Origin of the sequence: Wolbachia endosymbiont (group B) of Pilophorus perplexus, from assembly GCF_964028155.1 — a bacterium.
Taxonomy (GTDB): domain Bacteria; phylum Pseudomonadota; class Alphaproteobacteria; order Rickettsiales; family Anaplasmataceae; genus Wolbachia.
This window is the reverse complement of the sequence record NZ_OZ034754.1, coordinates 342,176-359,180: the sequence shown is the minus strand read 5'-3', so window position 1 is coordinate 359,180 and position 17,005 is coordinate 342,176. Positions and strand designations below refer to the sequence as shown.

The 17,005-nt window shown below is 33.6% G+C and carries 14 protein-coding genes and 4 pseudogenes; 13 read left to right on the top strand and 5 right to left on the bottom strand.

Annotated elements, in window-relative coordinates; translation table 11 throughout:
• Nucleotides 1–272: 272 nt before the first annotated feature.
• On the bottom strand, nt 273–1,211 hold the full coding sequence (gene argB / locus ABWU28_RS02005) for an acetylglutamate kinase (protein WP_007302824.1): 939 nt from the start codon (nt 1,209–1,211) through the stop codon (nt 273–275).
• Nucleotides 1,186–1,779, bottom strand: coding sequence for a ribosome biogenesis GTP-binding protein YihA/YsxC (gene yihA, locus ABWU28_RS02000; protein WP_007302825.1), 594 nt, complete (start codon nt 1,777–1,779; stop codon nt 1,186–1,188). Before yihA ends, argB begins: the two co-directional genes overlap by 26 nt.
• Nucleotides 1,780–1,892: 113 nt before the next feature.
• Here yihA and prfA point away from each other — a divergent pair, with 113 nt between their 5' ends.
• The 4 genes and pseudogenes from prfA to ABWU28_RS01980 all read left to right on the top strand — a co-directional run.
• Entirely contained in the window at nt 1,893–2,984 is a 1,092-nt protein-coding gene (gene prfA / locus ABWU28_RS01995; RefSeq protein WP_007302826.1) for a peptide chain release factor 1, read from the top strand.
• Between the two features lie 118 nt (nt 2,985–3,102).
• Nucleotides 3,103–3,450, top strand: coding sequence for a hypothetical protein (locus ABWU28_RS01990; RefSeq protein WP_353275486.1), 348 nt, complete (start codon nt 3,103–3,105; stop codon nt 3,448–3,450).
• Nucleotides 3,451–3,658: 208 nt separating this feature from the next.
• Nucleotides 3,659–4,603, top strand: a complete 945-nt coding sequence (locus ABWU28_RS01985) for an IS110 family transposase (protein WP_353274924.1) — start codon at nt 3,659–3,661, stop codon at nt 4,601–4,603.
• A 209-nt stretch (nt 4,604–4,812) separates the two neighbouring features.
• A pseudogene (locus ABWU28_RS01980) lies at nt 4,813–4,923 on the top strand (IS110 family transposase); the annotation flags it as partial.
• A 396-nt stretch (nt 4,924–5,319) separates the two neighbouring features.
• Here ABWU28_RS01980 and ligA read toward each other — a convergent pair.
• Nucleotides 5,320–7,275, bottom strand: coding sequence for an NAD-dependent DNA ligase LigA (gene ligA, locus ABWU28_RS01975; protein WP_007301909.1), 1,956 nt, complete (start codon nt 7,273–7,275; stop codon nt 5,320–5,322).
• 154 nt (nt 7,276–7,429) lie between these two features.
• Between ligA and ABWU28_RS01970 the strand changes: the two genes are divergently transcribed.
• Nucleotides 7,430–7,714 (top strand): hypothetical protein, encoded by a 285-nt coding sequence (locus ABWU28_RS01970; protein ID WP_096097260.1) that lies wholly within the window; start codon nt 7,430–7,432, stop codon nt 7,712–7,714.
• On the opposite strand, the pseudogene tnpA reads toward ABWU28_RS01970, so the two are convergent.
• Nucleotides 7,711–8,129 (bottom strand): annotated as a pseudogene (tnpA, locus tag ABWU28_RS01965) (IS200/IS605 family transposase). The gene ABWU28_RS01970 and the pseudogene tnpA sit on opposite strands and share 4 nt — an antisense overlap.
• A gap of 634 nt (nt 8,130–8,763) precedes the next feature.
• Here tnpA and ABWU28_RS01960 point away from each other — a divergent pair.
• Nucleotides 8,764–10,998, top strand: a complete 2,235-nt coding sequence (locus ABWU28_RS01960) for a hypothetical protein (RefSeq protein ID WP_264376892.1) — start codon at nt 8,764–8,766, stop codon at nt 10,996–10,998.
• Nucleotides 10,999–11,190: 192 nt separating this feature from the next.
• Here the strand turns inward: ABWU28_RS01960 and ABWU28_RS01955 are convergent.
• Nucleotides 11,191–12,049: pseudogene (locus ABWU28_RS01955) on the bottom strand (IS256 family transposase); the annotation flags it as partial.
• Between the two features lie 80 nt (nt 12,050–12,129).
• On the opposite strand from ABWU28_RS01955, the pseudogene ABWU28_RS01950 reads away from it, so the two are divergent.
• The 7 genes and pseudogenes from ABWU28_RS01950 to ABWU28_RS01920 all read left to right on the top strand — a co-directional run.
• Nucleotides 12,130–12,597: pseudogene (locus ABWU28_RS01950) on the top strand (transposase DNA-binding-containing protein); the annotation flags it as partial.
• Nucleotides 12,598–12,613: 16 nt separating this feature from the next.
• On the top strand, nt 12,614–12,811 hold the full coding sequence (locus ABWU28_RS01945) for a hypothetical protein (protein ID WP_230609272.1): 198 nt from the start codon (nt 12,614–12,616) through the stop codon (nt 12,809–12,811).
• A 254-nt stretch (nt 12,812–13,065) separates the two neighbouring features.
• Complete coding sequence (locus ABWU28_RS01940) at nt 13,066–13,209, top strand: hypothetical protein (protein WP_019236827.1); 144 nt, start codon at nt 13,066–13,068, stop codon at nt 13,207–13,209.
• Between the two features lie 37 nt (nt 13,210–13,246).
• On the top strand, nt 13,247–14,794 hold the full coding sequence (gene ltrA / locus ABWU28_RS01935; RefSeq protein ID WP_019236826.1) for a group II intron reverse transcriptase/maturase: 1,548 nt from the start codon (nt 13,247–13,249) through the stop codon (nt 14,792–14,794).
• The gene (locus ABWU28_RS01930; RefSeq protein WP_353275747.1) at nt 14,791–14,925 is read left to right on the top strand and encodes a hypothetical protein; all 135 of its coding nucleotides are present in this window, start codon (nt 14,791–14,793) and stop codon (nt 14,923–14,925) included. The genes ltrA and ABWU28_RS01930 overlap by 4 nt, the downstream gene beginning before the upstream one ends.
• 123 nt (nt 14,926–15,048) lie before the next feature.
• Nucleotides 15,049–16,521 carry a DUF350 domain-containing protein gene (locus tag ABWU28_RS01925; RefSeq protein WP_353275484.1) on the top strand — a complete coding sequence of 491 codons (1,473 nt, stop codon included), beginning with the start codon at nt 15,049–15,051 and terminating at the stop codon, nt 16,519–16,521.
• A gap of 104 nt (nt 16,522–16,625) precedes the next feature.
• Complete coding sequence (locus tag ABWU28_RS01920; RefSeq protein WP_010402638.1) at nt 16,626–16,991, top strand: hypothetical protein; 366 nt, start codon at nt 16,626–16,628, stop codon at nt 16,989–16,991.
• The last annotated feature ends 14 nt before the right edge of the window (nt 16,992–17,005 follow it).

The following is a 17,005-nucleotide window of genomic DNA, read 5'->3' as shown; positions in this document are numbered from 1 at the left end:
ATATCTTGAGTAACTTGACGCAGAGAGAATTGTATACCTTAGTCAACTTTTCTAGCGGTATCCATAAGGTAAATCATTATTTGAGTGTTACACCCAAGCCCTCTTTATTTTCCTCTGTTATCAAGCTAAAAATACCATTTGGTTTCATTATGTATACGAAACTATTATGCTTGCAAGAAAAAAAAACCTAAAAAACTGGAAAAGAGAATAGGAATTTGACATAAGCTATTCCCAAATTTTCAATGTTCATATGGTTATAAGCAGTACAGCTATTAATCATCCATTATTGATATACCTGAATTATTCTCAGTAAATAAATCAAGTATAATGTTAGGTACTCTACCGTCAACTATGTGAACAACCCCTGCACATTCTTCTACCATTTTAGTATATGACATAAGCCTTTCAACAAATTTTTCTCCTTTAATTTTTCCACAATCAATCGATTCTTTTAAATTTTTAATCAAGACTCTTCCATTGCCAACTTTGTTTATTTCTTCATCTGTATCACTCAAGATTATCATTTTAGATGCGTAAACTGCAAGTGCAATTGCACTTGCAGTGCTATCAGTATCAATATGATATGTTTCTCCATTTTTTCCATAACCGATAGGTGCAATAACTGGTATAGAATCTGATTCTTCAATAAAGAATAATATATCAGGATTGATTTCAGTTGGTCTACCGATAAATCCCATGTCTAGTATTTTTTCAATATTATTTAATCTATTTTCCCTAAGCGTAGTGCTTATCTTTTCAGCTTTTATGAGGTTGCCATCTTTTCCACATAGTCCAATAGCTGAACCACCAGCAGAATTTATATGCTGAACAATTTTTTTATTAATTGAACCACACAGTGCCATTTCAATGATTTTCATAGTGCTTTTGTCTGTAAGTCTGACACCATTTATAAACTTATCATTCATATCTAGCATTTTTAACACTAAGTTAATTTCATATTCTCCGTCATGAACTACTACCGGATTTATACCAAGCTGTTTCAACAGAACAACATTATGCGCAAAAGCACTAAGCAGCGTTTCATCTGAGATTATTACACTGCTGCATTTGATGATAAAAGTTTCGCCTACAAATTTAGGTATGTTAGACAGAACTTCAAATAATATTTCTGTTTTTTCCTTCAATGGCATCTTACCATTTAAAGATTCATCACTTTTCATTTTTTTATCTTGTAAATTTGAAAAACTCATCTCTTACCTTGGTGATTTTATGCTTAACACGAATGCTTATTTGATGAATTGATACATGTTCATTATTAACCCACTTTTGAGTATTTTCTAGAATAGCATTTAGACTTTCCTGATTCACTTTATCTATTTTTGTTAGCACAATATTAAAGTTAATATTATTACATATTAACCAATAAACAAAGTCTTTGTCTATTTCTTTTAATCCTACCTTGCTATCTATAAGCACAAACACTCTTTTTAGATTTCTCCTGTGAATTAGATAGTACTCAATTAGGTTTAAGTATTGTACTGCTTCTTCCTTGCTTGCACAAGAATAGCCATAACCCGGTAGGTCGACAATCCTAAACTTATCATTGTACATAGAGTAAAAATTTATTTGTCTAGTGCATCCAGGTTTAGAAGAAACTCTTGCAGCTTTTTTGCTGTTTATCAGCAAGTTGATTAAACTTGATTTTCCTACGTTTGATCTACCAGCAAATGCAATCTCTGGAGCCGACTCATCTGGTAATGATTTTTTGTCTGAAGCTCCAAATATGAAGCTGCAGATTGATGTTATCTGTTTTGCCATTATACTTAGGTAGAAATATTCGAGACAATTATAGTGTTATTGCTTGATATAAGAAATTTTTTATTTCAGTATATATTACTTACTTAAACAGCTGAAAACTAGACCTGTACTATATGGATATAGAGAATAATTTACAAGACTTAAAAAAAAAGTTTTCTGATGTAGAGAGAAATCTGGAAAACCCTACCAATTTGAGTCAAAAAGAATTCGTTAGTTTTTCAAAGGAATACTCTGAACTCAGACCAATTATCGAGATAATCGATGAATATAATATATTAAAAGAGGAAATTTCAGATTTAGAAGAAATCATGAAAGATGAGAACAGCGATGGTGATATAAAAGAGTTAGCAAAAGAAGAACTTCTTGAGAAGCAAAAGATAGTATTACCGAAAGTAAAAGCAAAACTAAAGTTGGCATTATTACCCAAAGATGAAGATGACTCAAGAAATGCAATATTAGAAATTAGAGCAGGCACAGGCGGAGAAGAAGCAGCATTATTTGCAGCGATGTTATTTCGTATGTATCAAAAATATGCAGAAAGAAGAAATTGGAAGTTTGAGCCAATAAGTATTTCTAATACAGGTATAGGTGGCTATAAGGAAGCTTCTGCACTCATTAATGGAACAGAAGTTTTTGCAAGACTGAAATTTGAGTCAGGGGTGCACAGAGTACAAAGAGTGCCAGAAACTGAATCCTCAGGAAGATTGCACACTTCCGCAGCTACTGTTGCAATATTACCTGAAGTAGAAGAGGTTGACTTTGAAATAGAAGAAAAAGATTTACGCATAGATGTTTATAGATCCAGTGGTCCTGGAGGGCAATCAGTGAATACAACTGACAGCGCAGTAAGGGTCACCCACTTGCCAACAGGGATAGTTGTAATACAGCAAGATGAAAAATCGCAGCACAAAAATAAGGCTAAAGCGCTCAAAGTGTTGAGAGCAAGGCTATACGAAATTGAAAGACAAAAAAAAGAAATGGAAAGGTCAACAATGAGGAAAAGCCAAATTGGTTCTGGAGATCGCTCTGAACGTATAAGAACTTATAACTTTCCACAATCAAGAATAACAGATCATAGAATTAATCTCACTTCACATCGACTAGAACAGATTATAAAAGAAGGTGAACTAGATGAATTTATTGAGGCATTGATTTCACGAAATGAAGCAGAAAGGTTGACTGGAGGGGGTAATGTTACTTTTTGATGGAAATTTGAAACAAAGCATAGGTATCAGGTTAAAAAGAAGTAAAGTTAGTTGTTCATAAGGTTGACAATTATTTAAATTTATGCTATAATTAGCAGCTCTATAACTTACAGAAACCATGGAAGTTGACTTTAATCAATATGTTAATAGTAACACCTTAGAGTTAAATAATCTATATGTATATATGGAAAAGCTAGTAAACTTTTTACAGAAAAAGCAAAATATTACAAGCTTGACTTTATCTAATTGTTATATTGATGCTCAGTGCGGAGAAGTTTTAAATGAAGCATTAGAGAATATTAATCTTCCAAATATTACTGAGTGTAAATTAACTTCTAGCATTATTGGCGCAGAAGGCTCAATAGCAATCACTAAATTGTTAAAGAATGGTAACTTTCCAAATCTTATTAAACTTGATTTAATTTCTAATGATATTGATGTTGAAAGTTGTAAGTTAAAAATGTGATATAAAAGAGATAAGAGGGAAAGATAACCCTACTCACTATAGGAATAGGGCTATCACGGGCGTGTGCGACCGAATGAAAGTTGGTATTACAACCGTAGCCATCAAGGTAAACTAGCCCCATCTCTCGATACGTTTGAATAGTTGCATGGGACATATGTATGCACCCGTTTACAATCTTAAATTAATTAAACTATCGAGGTTATTTATTATGATTACATCTTATCAAAATTTCATTGGCATTGATATCGGAAAATTTAAAAATGTTGCTGCAGCTTATAACCAAAGGAGCGCTATCAAGTTTGACAATGATGCTACTGGTTGGCAACAGTTGTTTCAAAAATTTTCAGATATCCTACCTAATTCTCTAGTAACTTTAGAAAACACTGGAAAATATGAGCTTGGCTTAGCACATTTTCTTGTTGATAAGAATGTTGCTGTACATCGAGCTAATACTCGTAAAGTAAAAAGTTTTATCATATCACATGGAACTTTAGCAAAGACAGATCAATCAGATGCAAGAGCCCTTGCTCAATATGGTTTTGAACGCTATAGTGCTCTATCTCTATTTGTGCGTATGTCAAAAGAACAAACCGCCTTAGTTGCACTCTGTCAACGTCGTGATGACATTACGCAAATGAGAACTCAAGAGAAATGTAGGCTTGCAGCACCTGAAAACGACTATATAAAGGAAAGTTGCCAAAAAACAATAGACTTTTTTACCAGTCAGATAAATGAGTTCAACGATGCCATACAAAGAATTATTGATAAAAATCCAGAGTTACAAAAGCGTCAAAAAATCTTGAGAACAGTGCCAGGAATAGGTCTCAAGTTATCACAAGTTTTTGTGTGTCTAATGCCAGAACTTGGCCACCTAAACAAAAAAGAAGTTGCAAGTCTTGCTGGAGTTGCTCCACATCCAAAAGAAAGCGGTAAAACTATTGGTTATCGAAGGATAACAGGTGGTAGAAGCAATGTTCGTGCAAAGCTTTTCACAGCTGCTATGGCTGCTGCAAGATCTAAATCTGCACTTGGTGCTTTTTATTCTGATCTTATTGGTAGAGGTAAAAAGAAGATGGTAGCTATAACAGCTCTAATGCGAAAAATCATAGTAATTGCCAATGCAAGACTTAAAGAAGCAATTAATATGAAATAAAAAAAATCTGTATAGAAAATAGGTTAACGAATATGTGCGTCTACACACATTTAAAGCACATATTCGTTAACCATAAAATCTAAGCAGTGCTTGCTGTTTGATATAAATTTCTTTCTGTATAAACTAGGGTTTTTGTTGCCAAAATACATTTTTCAATTGAATAAAAATACAAAATTATCAACAAATGAGACTAAATTCAAAAAATTTTAAAAAACATAGTTGATGGTAAGAAGAAGATGGTGGCTATAACAGCACTAATGCGCAAAATTATAGTAATTGCTAATACAAGACTTAAAGAAGAATTTAATTTGCATATTTAAAAATTTACACAGCAGTAACTGAAATGAATATTGTGAATAAGTACGTTCACACAGACTTAAAGTACTTATTCACATATTCATTGGCTTAAGTAAAAATTGCTGTGGTAGCTGTTTGATATAGGATCCTATTTCTATGACAAGCGGGTTTTTATTACCCATATAATTTGCAAAATTACACAAATAAAAAAATTTTTAAAAAACATAGTTGATACCTAGTCCATATTTAGAAAAAGTTAAAGAGAAATCATATATTAGAGGGGTGCTTAGCTATTTAACTTGCTTTGTTGCATAACTGTTTATAAAGAGCAAGGAGTGTTCAATTGTATTAAATAAGAGTCTGATATTAGTTTTCAATTCTTCTATCAGTTAATTCATTCCCGTCAGATTAAGTTGTGTTTAGCACAATCTGTTCCACTGTTCTTCATCTAAAATTTCCACACCCAATTCCATTGCTTTTTTATATTTTGAACCTGGATCTTCTCCTGCAATTAAATAGTCAGTTTTAGTAGAAAGGCTTGAACTGATCTTTGCCCCTAAAACTTTAGCTCTTACTTTTGCCTCCCCTCTACTCATAGCACGTAGCTTACCAGTAAACACTATAATTTTGTTATTCAAAAAAGAATCGCTAGAGTTGGAGCTCACGGGAAGAATTTGCAGATATGCAGTAAGATCATTTAACATTTTAATGTTACGTTCCTGAGAAAAAAACGATTTTAAAGATTCAGCTACTTTTTCTCCTATACCATCTATACCTACCAACTCAACATCATTTGATGACATCGAATTATACCAGTTATCATAAGATACATAATAATTTGCGAGCAATTCTGCTACAACTTGGCCGATAAATCTGATACCCAAAGAAAATATGAACCTATCTAGAGAGATTACTCTTCTGCTTTGTATAGCACTTAATAGATTAGCTATTGACTTCTCGCCCCAACCATGATGCTCTTTTAAGGAAAACTCTTTTAATCTTTCCTCTAAAATAAAAATGTCTGGAATTTGTCTTATTAGTTCCAGATCATAAAAAAACTTTATTTGTTTTTCACCAAGGCCAACAATGTCAAATGCATCTTTTGACACAAAATGTTTTAGTTTTTCTACTATTTGAGCCTTGCAATTAAATTCTTCAGGACATCTTACTGCCACTCCTTCAATCTGCACTTTACTACCACATTCAGGACATATGTCAGGAAAAACAAATTCAGGCATATTTGTATGACGAGAACCTTCATCTACTTTGACAATTTGAGGAATTACATCTCCAGCTCTTTTAATTGTTACAACATCTCCTTCTCTTATATCTTTACGTTTTATCTCATCTTGGTTATGTAGACTTGCTCTGCTAACTAGCACTCCGCCAATATTAACTGGTACCAAATCTGCAACTGGAGTTAAAACCCCCGTTCTACCCACCTGTATAAATATTTTATTTAACTTTGTCTTCGCATAAATCGCAGAAAACTTATATGCAAGCGCTGAGCGTGGCGCTTTGTGTGTACTTCCCAGACGACTTTGTAGCACCAAATCATTCACTTTATAAACTATCCCATCGATATCATAATCCAAGTTATAACGACAATCATAGATCTCGTTATAGAACTTTAGCATTCCATTCAAACTACTTGTTAAGGAACGATGCTCATTTACGCAAAAACCAAGTTTCTCAAGTTTTTCTAGTACTTCACTTTGACTTTTCTCTATTCCACCAATTAAAGAATAAGCAAAATATCTAAGAGGCCTTTTTGCTGTAATGTTCGCATTCAATTGCTTTAAAGAACCAGCAGCTGCATTTCGAGGATTAGCGAATTCATTATTTTCATTTAACTTTAAAAAGTCGCTGTTACTGATATATATTTCACCCCTTACTTCTAGTCTTCCTTGCACATCTTGTAAAAACTTAGGAAAGCCTTTTATTGTTGCAACATTGTGAGTTACATCCTCTCCTACAAAACCGTCACCTCGAGTTGCAGCTTTAACAAATTTCCCATCTTCATAAATTGCAGAAAATGACAATCCATCAATTTTTGGCTCACATAATATCTCTATTTCATCTGCAATTAAAAATCTCTTTATTTTAGACAAAAATTTTTCTACACCTTGTTCATCATAAGCATTCTCAAGAGAAAGCATAGGTTCTTGATGTTCCACCTTAGAAAATCTCTCATCAGGCGGAGCACCAACACTATCTTGTGTTGCATAAGCTTCTGGCTCTATTGCAGCTAACTTTTTTTTCAGTTCATCATATTCAGCATCACTTATCTCTGGCTTACTTTTTTGATAATATAAGATATTATGATAATTAATTTGATTTTGCAGTTTTTCTCTCATCTTTTCCAAGTCAGTCATGATACCAATATAATGCTCTTTGCCGTCAAGTCATGAATTTTTTCAAAAGGTACTATAAATTTATACTACTGCCCTGAAAAGCAATACTAATATTAATATAATTTTTGTACTTGTATATTAATGTTAGTATAGTTTTTAAATTAAGGAGTACATTATGAAAGAATACAATTACAAAAATTTGGCTGACGAATCAAACTTCGGCTCTCAAGTGTATCGTGCAGGAATGTTTGATAAAATTCTTGGTATAAGCAAAACAGCAAAAGAAGCTGCGAATCAAGTAATATCTAAAATGGGTAACGATTTAAAACTAGAAGCTAGAAAAGCAGCTCAAGATGAAGTAAAAAAAATAGAAGGAAAAATGCTAACTTTAGCTGAAGAGAAAGCTATTCAACCACTATGGATTAAAATCCAAAGATTGAGAGAGAGCATAGAATGCTAACTTTCGACTTGAAAGTCACCAAATTTATCTTCTTTTTTAGAGTGATTTTCAATATAATTTTTTATCATTTCGTCAGTTACATTTCCGCTAGTCCTGACAAAGTAGCCTACTGCCCACAACCCAATATCTCTTTTTTAGCTCTGGAAAGTTTTGCTGGATTTTTCTGGAACTTTTTCCTTTTATTAACTGCACTAACTTACTAATACTTAAGTATGGGGGTACAGAAACGTATACGTGTACATGACTTGACGCAACTCTACCTCTGATAATTTCTACTTGATTATTTGCACATACTTCTTGTACAACTTCTTTAGCTTTCTGTCCAATATCTCCAACTAGTACTGGATATCGATATTTTGTTATCCACACTATGTGATATATATACAGAGTGACTGCTTTTTCTATAATATTCCACATTCTTTCAGATTTTTCACCTTAAAATTATATTCTTAAAAGGATGGACTTCAAGTCCAGGGTTTTTCTCCCAAATTTGGGACAATAAATTACATTAACTTAATATTATATACTATTAATAAATTAAATAGTATAGTCATTTCCAGAACCCAAAACTAGCTAGTGAGAGAAGAGTTTGTTTTGGGATGCGTTGGACTACCGCTAGATCCGTGCGAACTTTTCTTTATATCAATTTATTATATAGTAAAAGCAGCTATATTAGCCTACTTCAGCCATATTTACATGCGAACCAATTTACTTGGCTTTGTTGCAAAAATTTCAAGCTTCTATTTTCATAACGCAGCTTTTGCTTAAATTGTTCTCACAAATATACGATCTTTTTATGTTTTTTGGAGAAAGTAAATAATTCAATTCCTTATAACACTAATTAGTATGGTCTTTTCATTAAATTTATCCTCTCAAAAAGACTGTGCTTTATTCACCTGCTTTAATGGTATTATAATATTTTACACCTAAACCTACTCTATAAAAATTCACAATACGAATTAGTAAATAGATTATATTCAAATTGATTGTATTTATGATATATAGCGCATACAATATATTACTTGTTTATTTTAGTAGGGGGTATAGGTATGTTTAGTTTAAAGCAGGTAGTACAATATAATTTATTTGGTAGTAACGACCTTGAAGGCAATTCATCTTGTGAATTTGAAGATTTTCCTGAAGAGGTATTTGAGATTAGCAATGAAGAAAATCAAGCAATAGATAGTTTGAAAAGTAAAATAGAAAATCTACAACAAGAAAATTTTGATCTTAAAAAAAATGTAGAGTTACAAAAACACTATAAGAAAAGAGTAGAAGAGTATTACGAAGAAGTAAGTGAACTTACCAGAGAAATGCAAACCCTAGAAGGGAAAATTAAAAGGCTTGAAGTTGAATTACAAAGAAGGACGAGAAATTTAACTGAAAATGATCAAGACATCGAACAGCTAAAACAGAAAGTAGAAATATTATTATTAGAAACTCAGAACAAAAGTGATATAATTAAGAACTTAAATAATCAATTAAAAGAGGCAAAGAATGAAATTCAGTTAACAGACAAAATAAATGAAGAATTACAGCAAAAACTGGTTTTGACTGAAGATGAGTTAAATAGAGTAAGAAAAGAAAGTACAGTGCTGATAAACAGTATAGAGGATTTGAAAGGTGATTATGAAAATCAGATATTAGAAAAAGAGAAGGAGCTTAATGATGTAAGAGATCAATTTTGTATTTATTTATCAGAGTATAAAGAACTATTTGCAGAATTCAATAGACTGCAGAAGGAAAACGAAAGTTTAAAACAGAAAAATTTCTATATTAGTAATGAAGTGTCTCTTGCAGATGAAATAAACAAAGAAAACGTAAGAGAAGAAATAGCAAAGCTTCAGTTTGTACCTGAAGTGAAAATTAAACATATTATTGATAATAATGACCAAGAATCAACCTTACCAGATAGAGAAGCAGAAAATTATCGAACAAGTGAAGATAAAAACCTTGAAAATACTGATTTCGAGATTGGAGTATGGAATGAAGCTGACGATGAAAGTAGCGATGACCAGAAATCAACCTGGCTATATGGAAAAACAGAAAATTGCCGAACAAGTGAAGATGAAAACCTTGAAAATAATGATTTCCCAATTGAAGTATGGAACGAAACGGATAGTGAAAGTGACAATGTTAGCCCTTGCCCTGATTATGATGAAAGTTTTGGTAGGCGTTACAGTCAACTATTCTATGATGAAGCCATAATTCATAAAGAAAAAGATACTTTTGTTTTAATTCGTCAAAAAGATTCTTTTTCTTTAGCGAAAGTAAAACCGAATACAAGAGAAGAAGAAAAGTATGAAAGTATTTGGCAAAAAATAAATAAGATCCATGATTATCTGGACACTTTAGGTTACTCTGGTAGCGAAGAAGATTATGAGGAGTGCGAAAAAGAACTTGATAAAGTTATAAACGAAGCACTGAAACAAGGAATAATGTTCACTTTTCCATATAAATCTGATATGTCCTTGATAGATCGTATAGCTGACACATTCCCAAAGCTATATTTATCTGCTGACACTACTCGAATTTATGAGTTTTTACACAAGAAAAAAATATTTCAGATAATATCAGAAGGTGCATCTTTAAACAGATTTAGCGATGAAGAGCATGGAGATGTAGTAAACGTAATTTGTTCAGATAAAGATACCTTAGGTCAGCGAAAAGCAAACCTTTCAAAGCTGAAGGAGTTAGCACTTGAAAGTATTATAAGTAAAAATGAGCAAATTGATAAACATGACTTTGAACTAGAAATAGATAATGGATATTTTTGTATAGATTACCCACAAAATAGTACTATTGAAGTTGCAAAGATATTCAATAATCAAAAAGCTAAAGATTTAAATCTAAACATTGGTGTACTTCAAGTTGGAAAAAGTATAATTAGAGTTGAAAATATAGGAGGAAGTAGAAATTACACAGACGTATCAGGAGATAGCATTAGAATGTCTTTTACTACCGAAGTAGGAGAAATCAGTATTCATCTATGTCCTAGTGAGAAAGATAGTAATAAAATAGAGGTGAGGCTTGTCGATGAAGTAAGATTTAACAAGTTAGAGAATAAATCAAGTTTAGGGCAGAGTTGTCTGTTAGGGGGAAAAAGTGTTTTGACAGCTATAGAAAATGGATATTTCGAAAGAAATAGTAGTGTTTTTAAAGAGTCAGGTAAGACTATTAAACAGTCAGAGTGTACAATGGAAAATCCATCTAGCTTTCTAGAGGGGGTGAATAAAAATCAATTACTCAGAGTAAATGCAAGAGCTTATGGTCGGGGATTATGATAGTTGCTGTACATTGTAGATATAAAAATAAGGGGGATGAAGATGCGTTTTAATTTAGAGCCGGGAGGTGCTTTTTGTGATGGTAAAAATAAGCTTGTAACTGTTAAAATAAATGATGAAGAAAAGATTAATTTATCTGTAATAGTTTAGACTTAATCGGGAATGTTCAAAAAAGTGTGTCAAGCCGCATTTTTAGTTCAACTCAATTTTCAATCTGTTGGGAAAGAAGATGTCAAGTTGAGACATAGTTAAAGCCCAATTAGGGAGAGCCATAATCCACTTTTGCTCCACTTTTTTTATAGCACAATATACCAACTTATACAAGGCATTTGTACTGGTAAATGAGCCCTTGGTTTTAATGAATTTCCTGATTCATCTATGCAACCCCTCAATTGGATTGGTGGTATAAATTAGCCTTCTAACAGGGCCAGAATACTTAAAATAACCAGACAAATTTTCCCAATTGTTTTGCCACGATTTTATGACCAAAGGATATTTTTCACCCCATTTTTCTTCCAGCTCAAGCAAATAATTTTCAGCGATTTCTTTACTTGAAGCACGATATATTTTTTTCAAATCATTCATGAAAATTTTCACATCTTTGCTGGATACATATTTCAATGAATTTCTTATCTGATGCACTATACATATTTGTACTTCTGCTTTGGGAAATACACTATTTATAGCCGCAGGAAAACTTTTTAGACCATCAACACATGCAATCAGAATATCCTCTACCCCTCTCTCTTTTAGGTCATTTAACACTCCTAACCAGAACTTCACTTTCGGCTAAATAAAAGCCTAGTACTTCTTTTCTGCCATTTTGATCTATGCCTAATATATTATACATGCATTTACTTACGCAATGCCCGTCCTCCTTGACTTTGAAAAACATGCCATCCATGAATACTATTGGATATACAGATTGCAGTGGACGACTGCGCCATTCATTGATTAACGGCAGTAATTTGTCGGTGATATTGGATATTTCTGCTGCAGATATTTTGTGGTCATACATCTCCTCTACATGCGATGCTATGTCCCTATACCCTTACTATTACCCACAAATGTAAATGGACTTATAAATAAAGGATTAGAATATTAAAGTTTGTGAATATTGAGGGTATAAAAATGGCAAACAAGGGTAATGAATGGGCTAGAAATGAATTGGGGGATGCTGCACTTGGAGATAAAAGACTGACAGATCGATTAGTAAATATTGCTGATAGTTTAATAAGTTTACCTGAAAGTTCAATCAATCAAGCATGTGGAAGTTGGTCAGAAGCAAAAGCAGCTTATCGTTTTTTTCAAAATGAGAATGTAAAAGGAAGTGATATCTTAACATCGCATATTGCAAAAACTGTTGAAAGAACAAAAACTCATAAAAGGATTCTTGTGATTCAGGATACAAGTTGCATTTCATATATGGGACATGAAAAAATAAGAGGATTGGCAGTTGTTTCAAAAAAACAAAGTAAAGGTATTATGATGCACACAGCTTTTGCGATTAGTACAGAAGGCTTGACATTAGGAATACTAGACCAAAAGCTTTACTCGAGACCATCTATATCTAAAGAAGACCAAGAGCTAGAAAAAAGAAGACGTTGTAGAAACGGTGCGACCTGAAAGTCTTCGGTCATATTGTTTAAAAGGAGAGGAATTCATTCAGAAAGAAACTGAAAGGATTCTAAAACTTATTAAACCAGATGTTTTGCCGTCTGAGTCTACGCATCAGTGCGAATCGGGCAACCGGTTGGTGCCAAGCGATGCGGACAATGAACCTCCTCTTGAAAAAGAAGATGCTCAATCGTGAGAGGGGCATAAACTGCAAGCATCATGTGGTTGGAGGGCTAGGCTAGTGGTATGGTGAACGTAAGTGAAGCTTTATAAGTACCGATACGATGAAAGAGCTAAAGATGCTGATAAGCTCTGACCAAAAGGTAATGTGGATAAGTTACATTTTTCATTTCTAGATGTACGCAAATAATAACTCCACCGGTATAGAGAAGCCACCTAACCCACTGTTGTATGACTGGAGAAACAGGGTAAGCCTGTATTTTCGCCTACATGGCAAGCAAACCGCAAGGAATGCTGATGGAAGTGCAGGTAAAGGAGAATGGAGAAAGCGAATGCCATTTTGTAACGAAATGGATAGAATTTGTAACATTAATTCGCGTGAAAACGAGCAGACTTCCATTTGGTCCCTCGTGACAAGAAACTTTGTTAACCACTTAAGGTAGGAAAGCAGATGATTACAAGTAAACCTGTAAGTGCATCTACCGAAAGCTTTGAAGCATGGAAGCAATTGCCATGGAAGAAATGCCAGAAAGTTATTGTGAGGCTACAAAGACGTATTGTTAAGGCTGTCCAAGAAGGAAGATGGGGTAAGGTAAAAGCTTTACAACATCTTCTCACACGCTCTTTTAGCGGAAAAGCTTTGGCTGTTAAGAGAGTAACTGAAAACCAAGGAAAAACCACAGCAGGTGTAGATCGTCAACTATGGTCAACTTGCAATGCTAAATTTCAAGGAATAAAGCTGTTAAAACAAAGAGGATATAAACCTTCTCCGCTCAAACGAATTTATATCAGTAAATCTAATGGCAAAAGAAGGCCTCTCGGTATACCCACGATAAAAGATAGAGCGATGCAAGCATTATATCTGTTTGCTCTGGAACCGATAGCTGAAACGATCAGTGATCGTCACTCCTATGGCTTTAGACCTAAAAGATCCTGCGCGGATGCTATTGCTGCTTGTCACTTATTACTGGCAAGACGCAATCGACCACAATGGATACTAGAAGGTGATATCAAAGGGTGCTTTGACAACATTAACCATGAATGGCTTATGAAGCATATTCCTATGGAAAAGAAAATTCTTCATAGATGGTTAAAAGCTGGTTTCCTAGAATCGAAAACTCTGTATCCCACAACTGCTGGCACTCCGCAAGGAAGTATAATTTCTCCAATACTAGCTAACTTTACCTTAGATGGTCTTGAACAGTTATTAGAAAGTCGCTTTGGTAAATTAGGTAGCAAAAGAAGAGGAAAAATCAGAAGTGGAGTGAATGTAATCAGGTACGCAGACGACTTTATTATTTCAGGTTTCACACATGAAGTACTGGAAAAGGAAGTTAAGCCTTTAGTATCATCTTTTCTTCATGAGCGAGGTTTAATTCTGTCAGAAGAGAAGACAAAGATTACATCTATTACAACAGGGTTTGACTTTCTTGGTTGTAATGTACGTAGATATAATAAGAAGTTAATTATTAAACCTTCGAAAGAAAGTATTAAAAGACTTCTTAATAAAGCACGTACATTGATAAAAGCAAATATAGCGAACACTCAGGCTATAGTAATTAAGTCACTCAACTCTCTACTGAGAGGATGGGGAAATTACTATCACCATGTGTGTGCTAAAAAAGCGTTTAGAAAGATCGACAATGAAATTTGGCATAGTTTATGGAAATGGGCAAAGAAAAGACATCCTCGTAAAGGATTACGTTGGATAAAGAATCGTTACTTCAAAGTAATGGGTCAACGCCAATGGGTTTTTGCTGCACCCATATGCAAGAACAAACCAAAAGAGATACGGTATTTAAGACTGCTTAAGCTGATTGATATACCTATCAGACGACATGTTAAAATCAGAGCGGATGCAAATCCCCTTGACTTAAAATGGAAAAAGTATTTTGATGAGAGAGTGAAACGAACAAGAATGTTAGCAAGCTCCTTTTCAAGAGAAGGTTCTCTACTGTTGGTGTCACCATTAAGAATGATGTTTCCTGAGGAATCATGAAGGACAAGCCGGTTCTAGAAAAGAAGAACTTAGATAAGGGGCTCAAGCGTAGTGTGGGGAAACCTGCATGCTGCGTTTCTAAGGGAGGGGGTAGTAGTAATACTGCTTCCTTACCTGACCAAAATCAGTAATCAGCAAAGAAAATAGTTAGCAAATTGCTATAATTATACGTAATAAGGCATAACCGCCCAGTTTTAATGTAAAATTAACGCTAAAGAGGTATTCATACATTTTATTTGTATGAGAGGAATGTTATGTTTGATTCATCATATGAGGAAAGAGTGCTATTTGATAGCGCAGTAGGAAACAATACTTACTCATCTAATAGCGATCCTATCAGAAGTTCACAAATCTCAGATAAGAGAAAGGAGAGAACAGAGAATTATTCAGCATCAAAAACGAAAGAGTTGTACGAAATTATACACACAAAGGTCACAAAAAAAAGACATAATCATGAAAATCTAAACAAGGGAGATGGAACTATCAAAAAATGCATAGAGTTGTTCAACAATGGAGCTGATCCTAACGTATTAATTCAATTCAAAAAATTACTGAGAGAGCAAGAAGAATATCAAAAATACTATAATTATTACACCGAGAAATTTCTTCCAGCATTGGAAAAAAAAGTAATGGGATCAGAGGAATTAATGAAAACTTCAGTACTTAACAATGAAGAAAAATCATCACAAAGATCACCAACAAGAAGAGGAAAAATATTAGGAATAATTTTAGAGATTACAGGGATTACTAATAAAAGTAGTGACAAAGATCATTCTAGTAGCACTATTCAAAATCAGAAAAGTCTTAGAAGTAATCAAGCAAATAGACAAAATAATACTATGGAACTATTTAACAAAAAAAGTCTTTCTGGTGAAGTTGAAATTCCCAAAAATTCAGGTATTAATCCTCTGGAAAAGGATTCTTTAGCTAAGGGTGTAAGTGGAAAAGGAACCCCTGGAAAATACAATACCTTGAGAAATTCAGGTTATTATGGTGCTTCAGCACATCCTACATCAAAACAATCGCAAGCAAGAAAGGAGATCGCACAATCACAATTGAATAGTCAATCTGATCTTTCGATTGATAGTAAAGATTTAAAAAATGAAAAGCCTAATATAACTGTGAATGCTGTAGAAGTGCCAAGCGGTGCAAATACTTCTAAACTCAGTAGTAGCAGTGACTTAGATAGTGGAATAAATTCATCTAGCTTGGCATCAAGTAGCAGAAGGAACAGCTTAACTTCAGTAACAAGCATTTCATCTGAGGAAAGTGTACACTTAAAATTAAACCCTGCTGAGAAAGATAATAGTTTGCAACTAGAAGATGAAGGAAAAACAAAATTAGCACATCCGAACAAAACAAGGCCCAAAGGCCCAAGCGGAAGAATATCCCCTTCTAAACATTATAAGAAGACTGAAGAAGGGCCTCATTGTGTGATCTCAGTGACAGGCAGTAAGGTAAAAGATACAATGCAATCCAATAATTATGAAAATAATAGTAAAAACAAAAATCTTCACGTCGCACTTGTAACAAGTTCTGCTCTCTTAGCAATAGGGTGCATTGTTGCAGGAGCAATGACATCAGGATTAGTAGGAGCAGGACTGTTTGTGGTGGCTGCAGTGTTTGCTACAGCTGCTGCTGCTGAATTGTGTTCAAATATTCTGTCAAGTAAATTGATATCCATTAGTGTGAGTCCTCTTGTTGATAATAAAGGGCTAACACAGTGATAAAAGTTAAATATGAGTTACTTATGGTGAGCAAGTGAATTCGGTTCTTGCCTATTGATGTAAAAATTGTTACAGTTAAGGAGTATCTTAAAGGTATTTAGCTGATGCGTATTCAATTGGGTAGAGTTTTTGCTATTGTAGCCCTGTTAAGTTTTATCTTCATGTCATGTTCTAGCAAAGCAAGTGATGAATTGAAAAATATACCAGGAACGTTGAAAGAACTTATTTCTTCATTTTCAGTTAAAGATACTATGGAAAATATGAATCCTTCGACAATTATAGGGTTATGTATAGCTACAGTGATACTTGCAGTAGTGTTCAGAGGTCTAATTTTCTTCATGATACTGTTTGGTGTACTGATCATGATGTTTGGGAGTACAGAAAAAGCAACAGATTACTTGAAAGAAAAATTCAACTTTGCAAAAGATATAAAATTACAGCCCGACAGCGAAAAAAAAGATAAAAATTAAGATAGTATTTTTAT